Below are 19,888 nucleotides of genomic sequence, written 5' to 3' on the forward strand. Positions count from 1 at the left end.
CAGTGGAAAAGAACCAGGCGGTAGCTCTGTTTAATTTTATCAATCAATTATATGAAAACACCTGCTTTATCATTACCACAAATAAAATGGCCGCCGATTGGGCCAGAATGCTGGATGATGAAGTGCTGGCTACAGCGCTACTTGATAGATTGCTCTACCGATGTGACGTAATGAATCTATCTGGAAAAAGTTATAGAATGGAGAATAGAAAAACTTTTTTTGAACAGAAGGAATAACCTCATTATATTTACAAAGATTGTGCATTCTTGTTGCCAAAAACTGTGCACTCTTATTTGCCAATTTCTGAGCATTGTTACTTACCGATTACAGCTGGATGGCACTTTCTATTGATATCTCATTTTAACGATTTGTAAGCTTTTAGCTTCAGGCCATTTTAATTCTTTTCCTTCTTCTTTTTTTTCCTCCAAAGGATATAAAAGATGACCAATAGTATGGGAAGAATAATATATACAATGACATCAAATGCGCTTGTAAGATCGATAGGATCATTGTCATCTGGGTTTCGTGTGCCTATAGGGAATTGTATAAGTAAAGGATATAGCTTGTTTAACATAGCTTTTTTTTGTAAATCGTTGTTATACAATTTACAAAATTAAATAGACTGTGCAATTCAGTTTCATCGCGTATTCTTTTTTCCTGCTTGACAAGTATCGCAAGGCAGAATACTTCGTAAGTATGCAACGTCTTTTAACCAATTTCAAGGAGTTTTCGGATTATTCATATTGAATATCAGGGATGATTTCCATGCCAATTATCTTTTATTTTGAAATGCTATTTAGTATATAGGCCATGAAAGTCTAATAGATTTCGGGCTTCAAACCTTTCAACACAGCACGCAACATTGATAAAAGCCCCTAAGCATCTGATTTTATAACAGTTACGACTTAGGAATTAATAATTTAAAAGATTTATTATCATGTAAATTTTCAAAATGTTTTTCATTTAGCAGTTCGTCTTCCAGGGTATCGGACAATTCAAGCGCCTTTTTTATATCTTTTAATGCTTCAGTTTGTTTATCAAGTTGTGAATAAGCACAGGCGCGCTGCCAATATGCCAGCGCATACTCCTTGTCAAGATCAATAGCATTATTTGCAAGATTCAATGCCCAGCGTACTTCTCCTATTTCTAGTAATGCATCGGCCTTATAGGTCATAGCTTCAATATCATCGGGTTTTATACTTAAAATTTCATCGTATACCGAAATCTTGTCCTCGTCACCTTTTTCTAGTCCAGCACGCATCCATAAAGAGTGAATTGAATTGGTATCGGTTATATTTTTTTGTGTTTCTATAATGACTTTCGAACGCTCCGTCATTTTCACCTCAATCTGTTGTAAACGACTTTCATAGTCCGAAGTAAGCGTTTGAATTTTCTTTGCCATATCAATCTTTAGGCTCTTTTTTATATCATTCAAAGAACGCCAGCCCAAGAGTACCAACAATGATGCTGCTGCAGTAATTATGTAAAAAATGTTATTTACTGTGCTGGTGGTATAATTGATTGCTCTATCCGACGACTCTAATTTAGCTTCAGAAATCTGTTTGGTAACCTGTGCTTTCAGACTTTGGTTTTCCTGTCTTAAACTTTTTATTTCATCAAGTATATATCTTTCAATCAATGGCCTGTATAATGGCTGTTGTATACTATCTACTTGAACGGTATCTTCCGAAAATAAAGTAAATGGCACAATAAAAAATAGGATTGCTGTAAATAATTTGGACATTCTAGTATTGGGTTGTTTATAATTTTAAGGATCCTGCAAGGTTGATAAAAATATTGACACAGCCAATTTTTCATCTTTTTCCTTATCTCTTGAAAAAAAATAATCCTTAGAATATTTCTTTTGAGATCCTTAAAAAGAATGAGTATTCTTTGTCTTTTGGTGACATGTATAGGATTTGTGCGGAATTACCTAATGTAGCTATGCAGTATTAACAAAAAGTAGGATAGCCCTTTGGCTAATACTATAAAGTCGTGACCTATGGTAATATTTGATAAGGTCCTTTACCGAGTACTTCTCGGCTTTGTCCTCTCTCAGAGATTTGGATGTGATAAGCAGTATGATTATACCCCTATCCTCTGCTCTTAAATTTTTACCACAATTCAATAGTCCGCAATGCACTATGTTAGCCACTGGTTGAGCGCTCTTGCAATTTTTGCCCAGCTATGGTAATTATAGTGTATCGTGCTGCTCGATTTTTCTTGATTCTTTTAATGTACATCCTAATTTGGCAAGAAAATGTTGTAGCAGATCTCGTGACATTCATCTTACCTTTAATTTAGCCGAAAGGCAAATTATGAGCAACCTATCCGTCTTAGCACTCGAAAACGAGTAGCCTTAAACTAGGCAAGGAACTTTTGAATAAAAATATTGACGATTTGTAAACTCAAATACTTTATAGCTGACACCTCCTTTGAAATAAAAAAAACTGTAAATCAATTTATTACTATTACAAACTAATTTACAGTGAACAGTGACCTCACCAAGAATCCCATGCGGTTCTGCTCAGGACAGGCTTCGATTCACAAGCTGTGCTTGTCGTGCTTCGCACGTTTGTTCGTGACCTCACCAAGAATCGAACTTGGATCTAAAGTTTAGGAAACTTCTATTCTATCCGTTGAACTATGAGGCCAATAATACCCATCGAATACGTGGGCAGGCAAATGTAAAATTTATTTGATAAAATTACCAACACCTTAAGAGATTATTGATAATATTTTACATTTATCCGCTATTGTTTATCAATGGGTATTTAAAACATATATTAGATAAGGTGGTTTGGAAAATCTTTTACTTCTTCACAGCAAATTTGCTCCATAACCTGTTGTAATTCTGTTTTTAAAAGGGAGATTGTATGGTCTCCTCCTTTTGCTCCCAAGGCAGCCACTCCATACATAAAGGAACGCCCCATAAAGGTAAATTGAGCACCACTTGCCATTGATCTGGCAATATCTGGTCCTGAACGCAGTCCGCTATCCATCATTACTTTTATCTGGTCTCCGTATTTGGCTGCTATGCGCGTTAAGGGTTTTATGGTAGATTCCCCAGCATCTAACTGCCTTCCACCGTGGTTAGAAACGATCACCCCATCTATTCCCAATTGGATGGCCTTTTCTACATCGGCTTCATTGGCCACTCCTTTTAGCACCAATTTCCCTTTCCACATATCGCGGATTGGTTTAATTTTTTCTTCGTTTAAGCGGCCCGAAAAGGTTTGGTCCATAAACTTCCCTAGTTGTGCCAAATCTAATCCTTTGGGCATATATGGCTTTAGGGTTTCAAAATTTGGTTGTCCGTGCTTTAAGGTTTCCATTGCCCAGCTAGGTTTTCCCAATACCTGAAGAATATTCTTTACCGACATTTTGGGGGGCATAGCTAAGCCGTTTCTAATATCCCTAGGGCGAAAACCAAAAGTAGGCACATCACAAAGAATTACTAAAACCGGACATTCTGCTGCTTCTGCTCTTTTAATAATATCGTCTCGAAGGCGATCTTCGGCAGGATGATAAAGTTGAAACCAGGACTTCCCTTCTGTAATTTCACTAATACGCTCAATACTACTGGTGGTAACCGTACTTAGAATAAAGGGCACATTGTGCTCAAAGGCGGCTTTTGCCAGGATTTCTGGCGCATTGGGCCACATTAGTCCTTGTAATCCTACCGGAGCGATGCCGAAAGGCGCATCGTATACATGGCCAAACAATTCTGTTTTCATTTGAGAGCCTGTATGTTTGCTTAGATAATAAGGCAACAGTTCTACCTCCCTAATTTCGGCCGTATTTTTATGAAGGTTCACGTCTTCATTACAACCTCCGTCTAAATATTCAAAAGCGAATTTCGGAATCCGTTTTTGTGCCCTATTCCTCAAATCGGTGACCGATGGATATTTGGGATTTATTTTTATTTCCTTCTGACTCATTTTATACTACTATTTATGAAATGCTTCCTTATTGCCGTTAGGCTCCATATTTTTTAAACACCTTTAGGCCATACCATGAAATATATAGGAAGCACAATAATGGAAGGACGAAAGAAAAATTAACCTCTGGCACTCCCATAATTGTTAGATCGTTTACCGCATTCCCACCAGCATCGATGATCATGCCTTGCCATTTCGGCATTAAGGCTCCCCCTACAATGGCCATTACTAATCCTGCCGCACCTATTTTTGACTCTTCTTCGTTAAGACCATTTAAGGCTATTCCGTAAATTGTCGGGAACATTAAAGACATACAAAAAGAAACCCCTACCAACGAATAGAGTCCGCCCAACCCTTGGATATATATGGTTCCTACACAAGCCACCATGGCTAAAATTCCAAAATACATCAGAAGTTTCCCTGGGCTTAAAAAACGCAACATCCAGGTCCCAATAATTCTCCCAACAAGGAATAGGATAAAGGCGATGAATTGATAATTGGCAGCATCTTCGGCAGCCATTCCTATGGCTTCAGCATATTGATATATATAAGTCCAACACATTATTTGTGCCCCTACGTATAATATTTGCGCCAACACCCCCAGTACATATTTTTTGTTCTGAAAAAGACCTTTAAAGGTGTCTCCCAAGCTAGGAATACCTCCTTCTCCCTTTGCCTGCGGCATTTTACTAATGGCGATCAGCACAAAAACAGCCATGATAACCAGCCCCAATACCACGTATGGATCCCTAATCACCATAAGGTCGGAAGTCCTGATCAAGGCTTTTTTGGCTTCTGCCAAGGCACTGTAATTTTCTATATCGTCTGACTGCAGATTTTTAAGCACAAATTGTTGGGCCACCAATAGTCCCAATAAGAGTCCGACCGGATTAAATGCTTGGGCTAAATTTAGGCGTTGGGTTGCCGTTTCCGGAGCTCCCATCGCCAGAATGTAAGGGTTGGCCGTCGTTTCCAAGAATGCCAAGCCAAAGGTCAGCACATAGAGCCCCAAACAAAAAAACCAAAATTGCTCGGTAATAGCCGCAGGATAGAACAACAAGGCCCCGATAGCATATAAGGCCAAACCTATTAAAACTCCCACCTTGTAGGAATACTTGCGAACAAAGAGGGCTGCGGGCAAAGCCATACAAAAATACCCTCCATAAAAAGCCATTTGTACCCAAGCTGCCTGCGAGTTGGACAATTCTAACACCTTTTTAAAAGCTTGTACCATAGGGTCTGTAACGGCATTGGCAAAACCCCATAAGGCAAATAATGAGGTTATTAAAATAAATGGGATCAGTACCTTTTTGGATACCACAGGGGGCTGTTCAGTTTTTTTCATCAGTTTATTTTTTTGGCTATAAATATAAGGTTTGAATTATGTTATGGATCTATCCAAATGAGAATATCCGCCATCTACAAATAGTAATTGTCCTGTAGTATGGCTCGATCTATTGGACAGCAAAAATGCCACGGTACTTCCTATTTCTTCCGAGGTGGTCATTCTGTTTTCCAAGGGGATGTTCTTGGTAATCTCGTTTAGTTTTTCTTCGGGATTTTCAAAAGTTTGTATCCACCTGCCATACAGTGGCGTAAAACACTCGGCCACAATAACCGCATTTACCCGTACACTATACGGCAGTAATTCTACCGCCCATTCACGGGTAAGGGCATTTCTCCCCCCATTGGCTGCGGCATAGCCCGAGGTTCCTCCCTGACCTGTAACCGACGTTTTAGACCCTATATTAACAATGGCGCCCTTACTCTTTTTTAAAGCTGGCAAGGCATATTGGGCCATCATATAATAGTGCGTAAGATTGCGGTTTATAGATTTTAAAAAATCCTCATAGTTGCCATTTTCCAAGCCCACACCATCGTTTACTCCCGCATTGTTGACCAATCCATCAATGGTTCCAAATTTTTCCAAGGTACGTGTTACCGCTGCCCTACACTGTTCGGGATCGGTTAGTTCTGCAATAGCATAATATGCCTTGCCTCCATTTTCTTCTATGGCTGCCACGGCCTTGGAGACACTTTCCTTGTCTCTTCCGATAATCACCGGAATAGCTCCTTCATTGGCCAAAACGGTAGATATCCCTTCTCCGATACCTTTAGAACCACCTGTCACTATTATTACCTTGTCTTTTAGCTGTAAATCCATTTATACTTATTCCTTATATTTCCATTTCAGAATTAAAATGCCCTTGTATTTTAATTTTCCGAGGCTCCTTAATTATACGTATTAGCTATTTATATTTTTCCTATTTCAAAAGTTCATCAGGAAAGGCCACTTGTTTCCCAGTCGATTTATGGGCCGGCATTTGAGCGTTTACTTTTCTCAAATGATCCGATAACACCTTGGCCAATTCTTTCCCCTTTTCAATATTTTGATCGATCTGGTTGTTGGTTTCTCCAATATCCTCTTTAAGGTTAAACAGCTCCATTTTGCCGTCATTGTGGTAATAGATATACTTCCAATCGCCCAAACGAACAGCACTAGAGGCCCCGATTCCTGGTCCCCTTGGCCCCCACTCGTTAGGGTAATGCCAAAACAGTGGTCTTTCGGGATTTTTGAAAGTAGTATCGGTCAGGGCAGGTACAAAACTAAGTCCGTCTACCTCCTGAATGGTCGTTGCATTTTTAATTCCGGCCATTTCTAAGATTGAAGGATAAAAATCTTCTATAATCACCTGTTCCTTGCTCACCGAGTTAGGCGCTACTTTTCCTGGCCATTTCACGATCATCGGTTCGCGGATACCTCCTTCATAGGCCGATCCTTTCCCACTGTTAAGAGGTTTGTTATGGGTGTTTTTTTCTCCTCCTCTGGCATGGACGCTCAAACCGCCATTGTCTGACATAAACAGGATAATGGTGTTCTCTGCTAATTTCTTTTCTTCCAGGTAATCCATGATATCGCCTAAACTCTTGTCCATACCCTCTACCAAGGATGCGTATTTGGCTTCGGTAGAATCTATGCCCATATCGTAGTATTTTTGCACAAAACGATCATCGGCCATAATAGGGATATGCACCGCATAATGAGACATATATAAAAAGAAAGGCTCCTTTTTGTCAACCGCAATGTCCATGGCCTCTTTAGCCTCTATGGTTAGGGCCTCGGTAAGGTTGATATCTTGCCCGTGGTATTTTTCCAAACCGGGGACTGCCCACTCTTCCTTGCCTTTTTTTCCATTGCCAAAGTTCTCAGTACCATAATAACTTTCTGGAGCCCCTGCCGCGTGCCCGGCAATATTGACATGGAAACCTATGTTTGAAGGATCTTCTCCTGGCGTTCCTATAGCCCCAAAATGAGCTTTTCCCGTATGTATTGTAAAGTAACCGGCCTCTTGCAGTAGTTGCGGCAATATTGTTGCATGTACCGCTTTATCGATACCCTCAACCGGGGTTAAACCGTTGACATTCCATTCGGGGAAGCTTAATGTCTTATGGTTTACTTCCATGGGCTGCAGCTGGTCCTTTTTTAAGGTCCAATTGGTAACCCTATGCCTGGCGGCATTCATCCCCGTCATTAAACTTACGCGTGTCGGAGAACATACGGCCGTCGCATAGGCTTGGGTAAACTTCATCCCCTCCTTTGCCAAACGCTCCATATTGGGAGTATGATACAACTCATTAAATTCGGTGGTTTTGTCCCAAAAGGGAACCGAAGTATCTTGCCATCCCATATCATCTACAAAAAACAAGACAATATTAGGCGTTGTGGTTTTTACTTCTTGGTTTTCTTTTTTTGGCTTACACCCGATAAAAAGGGTTATAGCCAAAAAGGCGGTTATAAGCTGGTTACTTTTCATCTATAAATACTTCTTTTACAGGTTTTCCTCTCCAAAAATCGGGCATTTGTAATCCCAAGGCATAGGCAATAGTAGCGGCAGTATCGTAGGTAACAATACTAGAGGCCAATTTCCCTTTGGCAGGAATGCCTTTCCCATAAATGATCCAAGGGATTTCTACCTCGGCCAAGGTTTTTCCGCCATGCCCCTTATCAATACCTCCGTGATCCGAACTAAAAATCAGAATAGTATCCTCTAACATGCCTTTTTTTTCTAAGGTGGCTACAATATCCCCCACAAGGGCATCTACCCCTTCTACAGCCTTATAGTATTCTGGTGTTCCGTGGCCCACTTCATGACCTTCATTATCGGGGTGTGTTAAATGAATAAAGGTAAACACAGGTTTTTCCTTTACCACAAATTTCATGGCTTTGGCGACGGTTTCCTTGTCGGTCTTTCCATTAAAATCCAAATCTACCATGTTCTTTTCGAACAAGTATCCTATCCCTCCCCAGGTGTAGGAAACCCCTTTTTTTGCTTTGGGCCGCTGTTCGTCCAAAACACTAAAAATGGTGGGGTAAATATTGCCTTCACCTATGATTCTAGACGGTAATTCTGGTGTTTTACTGCCCCATTCCGTATATCCGTGCAGTTCTGGCCCGGACCCCATAATCATGGAGGCCCAATTTACCGCACTGGAAGAAGGCAATACGGAGCGTGCCTCCAGAGAATAGGCCCCCTCCATCATTAATTTTCTTAGATTAGGCACTTTGGCCTTGGAAAAGGCATAGGCCCCAAAACCGTCAGAACCAATAAGAATAACCCTTTTTGCAATGGGTTTATGGGTTCCGGAGAACTGACTACTTTTACAGGAATTCAAAAAAAGAATTCCCACTATACTAATTCCTAAAATTTTTACAAAGTGCCTCATCTTATACTTTAAATGTTTCTATTGGTAAACGTTTAATATGTCTTAATTACTTTCTATAACAGCGCCGTCTTCTCTGTATAAATCTACTTCTCCATCTAATAGCAAGGCCAAAACTGTCATGTTTTCATCCAAGACGTACTCTGGAACCTTTACATAGGTAATCCCTGGATAATGGCTCCAATAAACATTTCCTACAACTTGATGCGACAACTTGGTTCCTTCACCAACCACCCAAATGCGGTTAATTCTGTTTTTTAAGCCACGTACTACTACTTCTCCTTTAGGATCTCCTTTCACAAAAAGGTATAGGATAGTCCCATCCTTAGACAAGGTGGTAGGGCCGTAAAAATGCTCCTTGGGAATTCCAGATCTAGTTCCGTAAATGGCTTCCTGATGTTTTTTGGTCCATCTCCCCAGGCCTTCCAAAATTTCTACCTGCTCTTCTGGAATACTACCATCGCCTTTAGGGCCTATATCCAATAATAAATTTCCGCCATTTCCGATAACATCGGCAAAAATGCCTATGATCTGATCTGTAGTTTTGTAATCGTGGTCATTTCTTTGGTACCCCCAAGAATTGTTCATGGTCAAACACAGTTCCCAATATTTATTTTCGGGACGGGTGATTGGCATTCCCTGTTCTGGTGTGGCATAATCGCCATGTTCCTTCAGTCTTGAATTTAATATGGTATTAGGATTTCTATCCAATAACATTTGGCGCACCTTAGGGGCCTCCCACTCTTTAGAGCTATGTTCCCAATCCCCGTCGAACCAATATAAATCTGGATTATAGGTATCGGCAAGTTCTTTTAATTGTCCTTGGTAAAAATTTAAGAAGGTCTCCCAACGTTTTGGTTCCTTTTTAATATCGTACCGAATTTCGTTTCTTTTAAAATGCGTATAATCCTTATAAGACCAATCTGGCAAAGAATAGTAGATTCCTACTTTAAGGTCGTTCTCCCTTAAGGCATCTACATACGGGGTTAAAACATCTTGTTTGGCGGCAGAACTCTTCTTAGCATCAAAATCGCCAAATTTTGAATCCCACAGGGCAAAACCGTCATGGTGTTTGGCGGTAATCACCGAATATTTGGCCCCACTTTTCTTCACTAGGGATGCCCATGCTTTTGGATCGTAATTTTCGGCTGTAAAGCCGTCCTTCTGCTTTAAGTAATTCTCGTGAGAAATATAGCCGTTATAAAAAGACCAAGACTCATCTATACCATTCACCGCATATAAGCCCCAGTGAATAAAGATCCCAAGTTTGGCATCTTTGAACCATTCCATTTTTTTTTCATGACTGTCAACTGCATTTTTCTTCTGGGCAAAGGTTGCCATGGTCCCAAAACAGAAAATGGCAAGAAATAATTTTTTCATTCGATCTACTAGTTTAAATGTATTTTAATTGTTGTAAGTTTATTAATTAACAGTAGTAAGGTCACCGTTCAACCATATTTTTTTTCCTATCGGCAATTCCACTTCTTTACGCTGGTTTCGATACTGGATTGTTTCTAGAACGTCCCCGGTTTTAGCCATCAACCCTATTTTTACCAAGTTCCCCTCTTGCCATTCCAAATCGACCTCAACATTCCCTCTTGCCACCAATCCGTTGATGGCTCCGGTGCCCCAATTTTCGGGCAAGGCAGGCAACACTCTGATAAAGCCTTCGTGCGACTGCATCAAAAGCTCTGCTACCCCAGCGGTATAACCAAAATTCCCGTCAATTTGAAAGGGCGGATGTTCATCGAACAAATTATCGGCCACTGAAATCTGCATAAATTTCTGGATATTTTCTTGTGCCGATTTTGCATCCAACAAACGGGCATTGAAATTAATCATCCAAGCGCGGCTCCAACCCGTTCCTGCACCGCCGTGCTGCAAACGATAATCGATGGTTTTCTGTGCAGCGGCAAAAAATTCCTTATCCTTTGAAGTAATGGCATCACCAGGATGTAAGGCGTAAAGATGCGACATATGACGATGCCCTTTCTCTGGCTCTTCATAAGGTTCGTTCCACTCTAAAATTCGACCGTCATCACCAATCACTACTCCAGGATGTAAATCTATCAATTTAGTTTTAACCTCATTTACGAACGCATCCTGAATATTTAATATTTCGGCGGCCTTCACAGCATTGCCAAATGCCTCGGCTATAATCTGATGTCCCATAGCCGCTCCGGTAGTCATGGCTGCCGGTTTACCGTCGGCCGCATAATACGAATTCTCTGGAGAGGCTTCAGGAAAAGAAATCCATTTCCCCGTTTTTTCATCTTTCTGCAACCAGTCTAAATAGAACTCACTGATGGCCTTTATAAATGGATAGCCTTGTTCTTTCAAGAAATTTTCATCTTGGGTATATCTGTAGCGTTCCCAATAGTGTTGTGCCAACCAACCACCACCGTGGATCCAAGCGCCCCAATAGGTTCTTTCGGCACGCATCCATGGTGTCGCCCATAAATCGGAAGCGTGGTGCATTACTGCGCCCCTATCTATACCATATTGTTCTTTTGCAGTTATTCGTCCTCGTTCCAACAAACGGTCCCCATAACTGAACAGAGGAACGTTACATTCGCTAAGGTTGGTTACCTCGGCCGGCCAGTAATTCATCTGAAGGTTGATGTTTAAATGGTAATCTGCATTCCATGGCGCTTCAATATGGTGGTTCCACAGTCCTTGTAAGTTAGCAGGATTGGTTCCTGGGCGTGAAGAAGATATTAACAAATAACGTCCGTATTGAAATAATTTAGCCGCTAAATCGGGGTCGTCCTTCCCTTCTTTAATGTTTTTTAAACGCTGGTCCGTTGGGATACTATCCAAAGATTTTCCGCCCAAATCCAAATCGACCCTAGCATATAATTCTCCGTAATCCTCTATATGTCTCTCTAATAAATCATCAAAACTTTTCCCTTGAAGCTTTGTCAAAGTCTCCTCGTTTTTAGCTTCATAATTATCGGTGTAGAACGAAGTATTACAAACTATCAACAAAGTAGCGTTTTTAACCCCTTTAAGAGATAGCACTCCGTCCTTAGCGGTCACCGTTCCCGAGTTATTGACTACTTTTAACCTCGTCTCAAATTTTACCCCATAGTCTATTTCATAGGGCTGGGAGTTCTTTTTTCCGCCGTACTGGGTCACCATCCCCAGCATACTTATCTCGGAATTGGAAGGATTGGAGGTCGACACTGTTTTATGCCCATGATCTTCTGGCCTGTCGAGTTTTAAATCGAAATCCATTCCCCCTTCTGCTGTGGTCGAAAGTTGAATCACCATTACATCATCGGCTTGAGATGAAAATACTTTTTCACTATACTCGGCTCCATCGGCAGAATAAACTACACTGACCAACGCCTTATTTAAATCTAAGGCTCTTTTATAGTTTTCTACCTTTTTATCATCCAAAAAATCGATATACAGGTCCCCCATGGTTTGATGCGAGCGCACCACGGTCTTATAGGAAAAACTGTCCATATAATTGGCATCTACCTCATGTGGATTGCCTTCTAAGAGCAGTTTTCTATAATGGGCCAAGTCTTCCGGAGTCCCTTTGGAGTTCCCCCAATCTGCTGCTCCTGGCCACATGGAATCTTCATTTAGTTGAATACGTTCATGTTGTGGATCGCCAAAAACCATGGCGCCCAATCGACCATTGCCCACTGGCAAAGCCTGCATCCATTTGGAAGCGGGCTGAGCATACCAAATTTCGTTGGTTGCCAATGGCTCTTTTGGTTGTTGGCAAGAAAAAATCACCAACCCCAGAACGGATAGTAAAAGTACATTTAATCGAATCATTCTGTTTATTAATTTTATTTATTTAGCGATAATTCCCAATCATCTGTCCTAAAGGCCGAGGCTGGCAAACCAGCGGCATTATATAGGTTGGGCGTGGCGCCATTTGTAAAGGCAAAACGTACCGCTACCGGGTCTTTTACTTTGGGAGAAGCTACCAAAACAGTACTCCCTTTGATTTTGGCTTTGGCCGGATAAAACTTCCGGTCTTCCCCTGCAATATAAAATTCCGATAAAACCTTCCCTTTTTTCTTCAATCCCTTTACGGTATGATCAAAATGCAATATTATTTTCCCTGCCTCCTTTTCCATTGATTGGTACAATGGTCCGGAAAAGGTCAGATCTCCTTTTTCATAGGTATTTGCCAAGGCCCAAAGGGCCAAACGGTATCCTACATCTTGTTTGTTAATGGGATGAATATTCTCTAAATTCCCAATATCATTGGTCACTACCATTCCGGTATTGTCCACATTTTTCATGGTGTACAACTGGGCGTCTCGCACTTGGGCAGCGTCCGTACCGTCAGGATCATCATATTTAAAGGGGGCTATCTGCACAAAATAAAAGGGAAGTTCCTTGCCCCATACTGCTCTCCAGGACTTAATCAACAAAGGAAATGATTTATAATACGAACTAGGGTTTTGCCTATTTGATTCTCCCTGATACCAAATAAAGCCTGCTATATTGAATTTTGTTATAGGATGGATCATGGCGTTATAGGCGATTCCCGGGGTATTGGGCCACCAAGCAACCTCTGCTAATTTTTCTGCGGCCTCGCTCAATTCCGCATTCTCGGTTATCAAAGCTTCTTGTAACCATACCTCTACAGGCGTGCCTCCCCAACTAGAAGTTATCAGCCCAACGGGAACCGATAATTTTTGGTGCAATTCCCTTCCAAAAAAATAAGCTACGGAGCTAAATTCCTTCATTGTTTCTGGGCTACATACCACCCATTTTCCTTTTAATTGTTCTTGAGGACAGGCCGCTATCTGCTGTGCTACTTGAAAAAACCGCATCTCCGGATAATTGGCATTATTTATTTCCTCTTCCGCATTCTCCAACCCTTGATTGGGCGTCCATTGCATATTGCTTTGTCCAGACCCCAACCAGACCTCTCCTATCAGCACATTGTTGATTTCTAGTTTTTCATGACCTTCTATATGCAGGCTGTAAGTGCCTCCCGCTTTTGGGGTTGGTAATTGCAAAGACCAAACCCCCTGATAAGCCTTGGTAGTAATTTTTTCATTGTTCCATGAACCATAGACCGTAATTTCTTCACTGGTAGCGGTGGTCCAGCCCCAAATCGTTACCTTGGATTGCTGTTGCAATACCATATTATCGGAAAGAATTGATGGCAGCCAAATTTCCCCGTAGGAATTGCTCACCGATAACAAGAGTAGTAAAACTAGAATTCTGTTCATGGCATTATTAATTAGTGGTTCAAGAAACTATTATCATAAATAAACTCACCCCAAACTTTATATCCTTCCGGTAACAAATGAATTCCGTCATTGGAATAATAGGCTGTTTTTAAAAAGCCCTTATCGTCCGAAAAAGTATCTAAAAGATTGTAATAGGCGATATTCCTTTGCTTTCCTAACTTCTTTATCTGTGCGTGGATATGATCGTATTTTTCTCGTCTTGGTGTATTAGGTTCTATGCCTGTAGGCAAAGGACCGAACAACATTATTCTAGTAGTCGGTGAAAATTTTTCTTCAATGGCTTGCACCACTTCCTTAATTCCATCGGCGATTTCCGACGCTGTATTGCTCCCAAAATTATTAACTCCGATTGCCAGTACGATTACCTTTGGATTGGCAGCTTCGTAATTTCCTTTTTTTATACGATATAAAATGTGCTGGGTTCGATCCCCTGAAATTCCTGCACCGATCCAATTCAAATCTTTCAAGTACACTGTTGCAGCCTCCTTGCCAGGGGCATAGGTAACATTGGGTCTAGTGCCACCCCATCCTTGGGTTATGGAATTCCCGATAAGTAGTACATCTATCTCCTTATTGACCTTGCATAAAGAATCTATATCTTGACTTTGTGCCCACCAATCTTTCCCTACTGTCCAGCCTGCGGCCGACCTGTATTCTGCCGAAGGGGCAGGAATCGTAGCAAAATTCACCTTTTGATTCGTAGCCCTAAGAATGAAATCGACCATGGGAGTGGCGTTTTCCAAGCTATGGGGATGGTGCCCAATGCCTTCTTTGTAAATCACTTCTATTGCTCCCCCATGTGCTTTGATGCCTTCTGCAAAAACCTTCGTATTCTCATCAAAAGGAACCACCTCATCGGCAGCCCCGCAAACATGTAACATAGGGTAGCCCCCTTTTGCTATTGATTTTACCTTATGGATTGGATCGGCTATAAAATCAGTTACATTTTTTTCTGTTTTAAGTCCATACACCTTTTTAAGAGCCTCCCAATCGGCACTACTGCCTTTGCCTTTACCAAAACCACCTGGCCAACTCTTGACGTCCAATACGGGTGCGTCGGCATATACGCAGGCTATTTTTTTTGGATTTTTTTCTGCCCAGTTATAACTGATGAGCCCTCCTCGGCTCATCCCTTCCAGGACCACCTTTTTTGATAGTCCAGCTTGCGTCATGAACCTGTAGAAATCATCCCAACGCTCCAAGGCTTTAGAACTTCCATATAAATCGGCTACATCGCAATAAGCAATATGAAACCCTCTTTCTAACAAAGCTATATCTGTTTGAGGCTCATGCCCCCAGAATCGTGCTCGCAATACCCATGGCTTACCCACGGCAGTTCTTTTAGGCTGAACCACTTTTGAAGGAATGCCTTTATATTCAAAATTAGTTTGGCGGTATCCATAAAAATTTTGGGTTTCCCGGTTTTTTATCTGGTCTGAGTTAAAAAGTTCGATGGCCTGGCTTTTTTGAAGCATCACCGTTTCATAAAGGCGGTTTGCGATAACGGTCGCTCCCAAGGAGGATGGATGCACCGTATCTGGCAATAAATTAGGTTGATCTATAAATAGTTGATATAGATCTATCACTTCGGATGCTGTTCCATACGCCACCGCTTGGGTAAGTGGCACTATTTTATTTTTGATCACCTCATTCCAAATGCCAGTGATATCGGCCGTAAATGCCGGCACTGGCAGAAGCAGAACAATCCTTGCATCTTTATTGACTTCTTTAAAGCTGTGTATCAACTGGGTGTAATCATTCTCAAAATCGGCCAAATGCTCCCGGTTTTGTAACTTACTATCATTGGTCCCCAATTTTATAAAAACAATGTCCGGATTAAATTCTAGGGCGTTGGCATAAGCATCAGTTTCTATATATGGTAAGTCCCCTTTTTGCAAAAGCGTTCTTCCGCTAACGCCAAAATTCCGAACCTCGTAAGAGGTACCCAATAATGCTTGCAGTTGTGCTGGGTAAGAATTCCTTTCTCTATTAGCAACCTTATACCCATAGGTGATACTGTTCCCTACACAGGCAATCCTTACAGGCTCCTGAAGGGTCGCCCAAGAAGACTCTACCATTAGGAATAAACCTAAAACCAATAAGACCAATTTATTCTTTCCCATTATATCAAATCATAAATAGGTTTTAAATCAAGTTGATCGCCCATCTTTTCCTGTAAAAGCATTAGTTCCTTAAAAAGGAGTTTTATTTGGGCTGCATTTTCAGGTACTTCCGCAATATTGTTTAATTCCTGAGGGTCTTTTTTAAGATTATAAAGCAAGATAATGCCTGACTTTGGGTACACTATGAGTTTATATCCGTCCTTTCGAATCATCCGTTGAGACGCCTTTTCATATGCCCCATAAATACCGTCATATTCGGCTTTACTTCCCGAATTCTTCACCAATTCCATAAGGCTATTGAATTCTACATAGGTGGGTTTCTCTACTCCCGCCAAATCCAGTGCCGTTGCCATAACATCTTGTAAGTAAATATCCGAATCAACCTTTTTGTTTGCAGGAATATCTGGACCTATAACCATTAAAGGCACCCTTACGCTATGATCGTACATATTTTGTTTGCCCATAAGGCCATGTTCTCCACAAGCCAATCCATGGTCAGAGGAGTAAAAAATATAGGTATTCTCTTTTTGACCACTTTGTTCCAAAGCCATCATAATATCTTTAAGCTGATCGTCTAAATGAGAGGTGATAGCATAATATTCCTGTTTATTTACCTTGACAGCATATTCGGTTCTAGGAAAAGGCGCCAATTTCTCGTCCCTTAAATCGGGCCCCGCCCCCATAGTTTCCGCATAAGGATAAAGAGCCATATAACTATCTGGCACCTTAATATTTTCTAAAGGATACCTATCTACATATTCCTTGGGTGCCTGCCGTGGATCATGAGGCGCATTAAAGGCTACGTACATAAAAAATGGTTTTTTGCGTATTGCCGCGCTATCTAAAAATGCTACGGCATCGTCTTTGACCAGTTCACTCCAGTGCCTGCCTCCCTGCCAATACCCTCCAAACTCTTTTTTCCATGGCTTCCAAATAGTATCATGGACACTTTGGGGTCTATTATATCCTTCCGCAGTGTCATGTGGCATTCCGCGAAGCACATGGCCTACATAGTTAAAGATATCTTTGGGCTTTGCCTCTACATGCCATTTCCCTGTCATATAGGTATCATAACCGGCTGTCTGCATTAACCGCGGCCAGGTTTTATCGAGCTCTAGATTTTGTGCGTATTGATGTGAGATTTGTTGGGCCCTCCATAAGGACCGGCCACTTATAATCATAGCTCTCGAAGCTACGCAAATAGCTCCGTTCCATCCGCCCATGTTGTAGGCGTGCGTAAAAGTTGTACCTTCAGTCACAAACTTATCCATGGTGGGGGTTTGAACCTCTGGATTTCCCAATTTATGTACGTCCTTAAAACTCTGATCGTCGGAAAAGAGAAAAATAATATTTGGTTTGCCAGTATTTTGCCCGTTTTCAACAATATCCTTCCTACTGTTCCCATTTTTACATGAAGACAGTAGTATACCTACACAGAACAGTAGAAAGAAATTCCTTATCATAGTCCTAGTCTTATAAATTTTCCATAATTCCTAAGCGTCTTTCTTCTTGCCATTTCCCTCTTGTAAAATCAGGGAATTTTACTGGAATGTTCCCTAATTCTATAGAGATTCCAGACAGTGGTGTTACCACGGACCAATCTGCCGCATCGTACACATCCTGATCCAAGGCCTTGCCTTTGTTAAAACAATCTATCAGTCGGTACAACATCACAAAGTCCATTCCCCCATGGCCACCATGTTGTTTTATTTCTTCTTTTAAGTGGTCCCAAATAGGGTGCTTGTACTTGTCCATATACGCTTTATACTCAGCTTCTTTTAGCCAATCGTGTCCTTTGCCGGCAATACTTAATCGGCTTGGATACCCTTCGTGATACGCTTTGGTTCCAGAAAGGGCATTGATACGGCTATAGGGTCTGGGAGAAACCACATCGTGCTGTAACATAATAGACCTGCCTTTTGCGGTTTGAATAAGGGTAGTATTCATATCGCCATGGGCAAATTTGTTACGGTTAAAGAATTCATTATCGGACTCCACCGTTTTTGCATGCTCAGACAAGCTGGCTTCTAAGGAACTCATGGACACCAAATGCCCAAAACGGTCTCCCCTTCCTACTCCCATATACTGAGCCACAGGTCCTAGACCATGGGTAGGGTACAAGTTACCATCATATTTTTCGTTATGCTTTAACCGCCATTGTTGGTAATAGGCATTTTGACTAAACATCAAATCTTTTAGGTCGTGGATATAAGCCGCTTCTCCATGGGTAAGGGTACCAAATACCCCTTGGTCTACCATTTGTAAAATGGTCAACTCCTCGTTGCCATAACAAACATTTTCCAACATCATACAGTTCCGTTGGGTTTCTTCGGCGGTATTTACCAATTTCCAGCAGTCTTCTACAGTATAGGCAGCCGGTACTTCTACCGCCACGTGTTTTCCTTGTTGCATGGCGTACACACTCATGGGCACATGGTCTTCCCAAGGGGTAGAAATGATGACAAGGTCTATATTATCTTGACGTAACATTTCTTTCCACGCCTCTTTGCTTCCACTATATTTTTTTACTTTTTTATTACCCTTAGACTTTAAAAAGTCTACCGATTTCTGCGCCACCTCATCTCGGATATCGCAAATGGCGACTACTTGGGCCTTTGGGTCTAATGCCGCAATCTGTCTTACATGCCCAGAACCTCTCATTCCCACACCTATGAAAGCAACTTTAACTTTTTCTATAGGGGCTACTTTTAATCCTATAACAGACTTCCCTAAGACAGGTCTTGGCGCTGCTATTTTTTCTACCGTTTCCGTGGCGTTCGCCCTAGAGTAGGTTGCTATTCCTGGCAGTCCCATAAAGGCGCCTACCAAGGCCGAAGATCTCAAAAATTTCCTCCTGTTAAAATTGCTTTCAGATGTGCTCATAATGCTTGGTTTATTGGTTTTAGTTCATTGTGGTTATTGGTATGCTTTTGCTGTTTGTTTAGAGCTTCCTAATCCTTCGATTCCCAACTCTACCACATCCCCGGCTTTTAAATATTTAGGAGGATTAAATCCAAGACCTACTCCAAACGGAGTTCCTGTAGAAATAATATCCCCTGGCAATAAGGTCATAAATTGGCTGATATAACTCACTACCTCCTGAACGTTAAAAATAAAATCGGATGTACTACTATCTTGTACGGTTTCCCCGTTCAATTTTAACCACAGGTGTAAATTGTTAGGGTCCTTAATCTCTTCTTTGGTTGCGATAAAAGGTCCAAGAGGCGCAAAAGTATCGCAGCTCTTTCCTTTTACCCATTGCCCTTCTCTTTCTATTTGAAAAGCTCTTTCACTATAGTCGTTATGCAACACATAGCCCGCTACGTGGTCTAAGGCATTTTCTTCAGAAACGTACGATGCTTTTTTCCCGATTACGATTGCCAATTCTACTTCCCAGTCTGTTTTTTCACTACCCTTAGGAATGATCAAATCGTCATTAGGCCCTACGATGGCCGATGTAGCTTTAAAGAACAATACCGGCTCCTTAGGTACCGCCATACCACTTTCTGCCGCATGCTTTGCATAGTTGAGACCTACACATACAATTTTGGAAGGTCTTACCAAAGGGGCTCCCAATCTTACACCACTATCCACAACAGGACAAGTACCCGCATTATCGGCCAACCAATTTTTTAATCGCTCTAGTCCGTCCCCTCCAAAAAAATCTTCGGTATAATCCTGTCCAAAAGCGGACACATCCAAGCGCTTTCCATCTTCCAATTGCACTCCTGGTTTCTCACTGCCTACAGCACCAAATCTTATTAGTTTCATTTCCTTGTTATTTAAATTTGAATTGTATTAACTTTTATATTTTTTGGGAAACCCCTGTTTCTAGAAGTTCTCCCTTTTATTTTTCAACCAACGATATTTT

Annotated in this window: 14 protein-coding genes and 1 tRNA gene; 1 reads left to right on the forward strand and 14 read right to left on the reverse strand. The window is 41.3% G+C overall.

Features of this window, described 5'->3' with window-relative positions:
* On the forward strand, positions 1 to 236 hold a 236-nt coding region (locus BUA16_RS11755), incomplete at its 5' end, for an ATP-binding protein (protein ID WP_178338876.1).
* 662 nt (positions 237 to 898) lie between these two features.
* On the opposite strand, the gene BUA16_RS11765 is transcribed toward BUA16_RS11755, so the two are convergent.
* The 14 genes from BUA16_RS11765 to BUA16_RS11830 all read right to left on the reverse strand — a co-directional run bounded on the left by BUA16_RS11765 (position 899) and on the right by BUA16_RS11830 (position 19,788).
* Positions 899 to 1,744, reverse strand: coding sequence for a tetratricopeptide repeat protein (locus BUA16_RS11765; RefSeq protein WP_072764951.1), 846 nt, complete (start codon positions 1,742 to 1,744; stop codon positions 899 to 901).
* A gap of 838 nt (positions 1,745 to 2,582) precedes the next feature.
* Positions 2,583 to 2,654, reverse strand: a tRNA-Arg gene (locus BUA16_RS11770).
* Positions 2,655 to 2,786: 132 nt separating this feature from the next.
* Positions 2,787 to 3,941, reverse strand: coding sequence for an alpha-hydroxy acid oxidase (locus BUA16_RS11775; protein WP_072764952.1), 1,155 nt, complete (start codon positions 3,939 to 3,941; stop codon positions 2,787 to 2,789).
* Between the two features lie 37 nt (positions 3,942 to 3,978).
* A complete protein-coding gene (gene fucP / locus BUA16_RS11780) occupies positions 3,979 to 5,286 on the reverse strand; it encodes an L-fucose:H+ symporter permease (RefSeq protein ID WP_072764953.1) in 1,308 nt (435 codons plus the stop codon).
* A 36-nt stretch (positions 5,287 to 5,322) separates the two neighbouring features.
* The gene (locus BUA16_RS11785) at positions 5,323 to 6,105 is read right to left on the reverse strand and encodes an L-fucose dehydrogenase (RefSeq protein WP_072764954.1); all 783 of its coding nucleotides are present in this window, start codon (positions 6,103 to 6,105) and stop codon (positions 5,323 to 5,325) included.
* Positions 6,106 to 6,205: 100 nt separating this feature from the next.
* A complete protein-coding gene (locus BUA16_RS11790) occupies positions 6,206 to 7,756 on the reverse strand; it encodes a sulfatase (protein ID WP_072764955.1) in 1,551 nt (516 codons plus the stop codon).
* Positions 7,746 to 8,666, reverse strand: a complete 921-nt coding sequence (locus BUA16_RS11795) for an alkaline phosphatase family protein (protein WP_084668493.1) — start codon at positions 8,664 to 8,666, stop codon at positions 7,746 to 7,748. Before BUA16_RS11795 ends, BUA16_RS11790 begins: the two co-directional genes overlap by 11 nt.
* A gap of 42 nt (positions 8,667 to 8,708) precedes the next feature.
* Positions 8,709 to 10,043, reverse strand: coding sequence for an alpha-L-fucosidase (locus BUA16_RS11800; protein ID WP_072764956.1), 1,335 nt, complete (start codon positions 10,041 to 10,043; stop codon positions 8,709 to 8,711).
* 42 nt (positions 10,044 to 10,085) lie between these two features.
* Positions 10,086 to 12,455: a glycoside hydrolase family 95 protein gene (locus BUA16_RS11805; RefSeq protein WP_072764957.1), complete on the reverse strand. Its 2,370-nt coding sequence runs from the start codon at positions 12,453 to 12,455 to the stop codon at positions 10,086 to 10,088.
* Between the two features lie 14 nt (positions 12,456 to 12,469).
* On the reverse strand, positions 12,470 to 13,873 hold the full coding sequence (locus BUA16_RS11810; RefSeq protein ID WP_072764958.1) for a sialate O-acetylesterase: 1,404 nt from the start codon (positions 13,871 to 13,873) through the stop codon (positions 12,470 to 12,472).
* 11 nt (positions 13,874 to 13,884) lie between these two features.
* Positions 13,885 to 16,017, reverse strand: a complete 2,133-nt coding sequence (locus BUA16_RS11815) for a GDSL-type esterase/lipase family protein (protein ID WP_072764959.1) — start codon at positions 16,015 to 16,017, stop codon at positions 13,885 to 13,887.
* On the reverse strand, positions 16,017 to 17,480 hold the full coding sequence (locus tag BUA16_RS11820) for a sulfatase family protein (RefSeq protein ID WP_072764960.1): 1,464 nt from the start codon (positions 17,478 to 17,480) through the stop codon (positions 16,017 to 16,019). Before BUA16_RS11820 ends, BUA16_RS11815 begins: the two co-directional genes overlap by 1 nt.
* Before the next feature lie 10 nt (positions 17,481 to 17,490).
* The gene (locus BUA16_RS11825; protein WP_072764961.1) at positions 17,491 to 18,900 is read right to left on the reverse strand and encodes a Gfo/Idh/MocA family protein; all 1,410 of its coding nucleotides are present in this window, start codon (positions 18,898 to 18,900) and stop codon (positions 17,491 to 17,493) included.
* A gap of 33 nt (positions 18,901 to 18,933) precedes the next feature.
* Positions 18,934 to 19,788 carry a fumarylacetoacetate hydrolase family protein gene (locus BUA16_RS11830; protein ID WP_072764962.1) on the reverse strand — a complete coding sequence of 285 codons (855 nt, stop codon included), beginning with the start codon at positions 19,786 to 19,788 and terminating at the stop codon, positions 18,934 to 18,936.
* Positions 19,789 to 19,888: the final 100 nt, after the last annotated feature.

The organism is Arenibacter nanhaiticus (genome assembly GCF_900141935.1).
Classification (GTDB): Bacteria; Bacteroidota; Bacteroidia; order Flavobacteriales; family Flavobacteriaceae; genus Arenibacter; species Arenibacter nanhaiticus.

Coding starts and splice junctions, on each gene's coding strand:
- BUA16_RS11765 (WP_072764951.1), bottom strand. CDS start 1,744: ATGTCCAAATTATTTACAGCAATCCTATTTTTTATTGTGCCATTTACT.
- BUA16_RS11775 (WP_072764952.1), bottom strand. CDS start 3,941: ATGAGTCAGAAGGAAATAAAAATAAATCCCAAATATCCATCGGTCACC.
- fucP (WP_072764953.1), bottom strand. CDS start 5,286: ATGAAAAAAACTGAACAGCCCCCTGTGGTATCCAAAAAGGTACTGATC.
- BUA16_RS11785 (WP_072764954.1), bottom strand. CDS start 6,105: ATGGATTTACAGCTAAAAGACAAGGTAATAATAGTGACAGGTGGTTCT.
- BUA16_RS11790 (WP_072764955.1), bottom strand. CDS start 7,756: ATGAAAAGTAACCAGCTTATAACCGCCTTTTTGGCTATAACCCTTTTT.
- BUA16_RS11795 (WP_084668493.1), bottom strand. CDS start 8,666: ATGAGGCACTTTGTAAAAATTTTAGGAATTAGTATAGTGGGAATTCTT.
- BUA16_RS11800 (WP_072764956.1), bottom strand. CDS start 10,043: ATGAAAAAATTATTTCTTGCCATTTTCTGTTTTGGGACCATGGCAACC.
- BUA16_RS11805 (WP_072764957.1), bottom strand. CDS start 12,455: ATGATTCGATTAAATGTACTTTTACTATCCGTTCTGGGGTTGGTGATT.
- BUA16_RS11810 (WP_072764958.1), bottom strand. CDS start 13,873: ATGAACAGAATTCTAGTTTTACTACTCTTGTTATCGGTGAGCAATTCC.
- BUA16_RS11815 (WP_072764959.1), bottom strand. CDS start 16,017: ATGGGAAAGAATAAATTGGTCTTATTGGTTTTAGGTTTATTCCTAATG.
- BUA16_RS11820 (WP_072764960.1), bottom strand. CDS start 17,480: ATGATAAGGAATTTCTTTCTACTGTTCTGTGTAGGTATACTACTGTCT.
- BUA16_RS11825 (WP_072764961.1), bottom strand. CDS start 18,900: ATGAGCACATCTGAAAGCAATTTTAACAGGAGGAAATTTTTGAGATCT.
- BUA16_RS11830 (WP_072764962.1), bottom strand. CDS start 19,788: ATGAAACTAATAAGATTTGGTGCTGTAGGCAGTGAGAAACCAGGAGTG.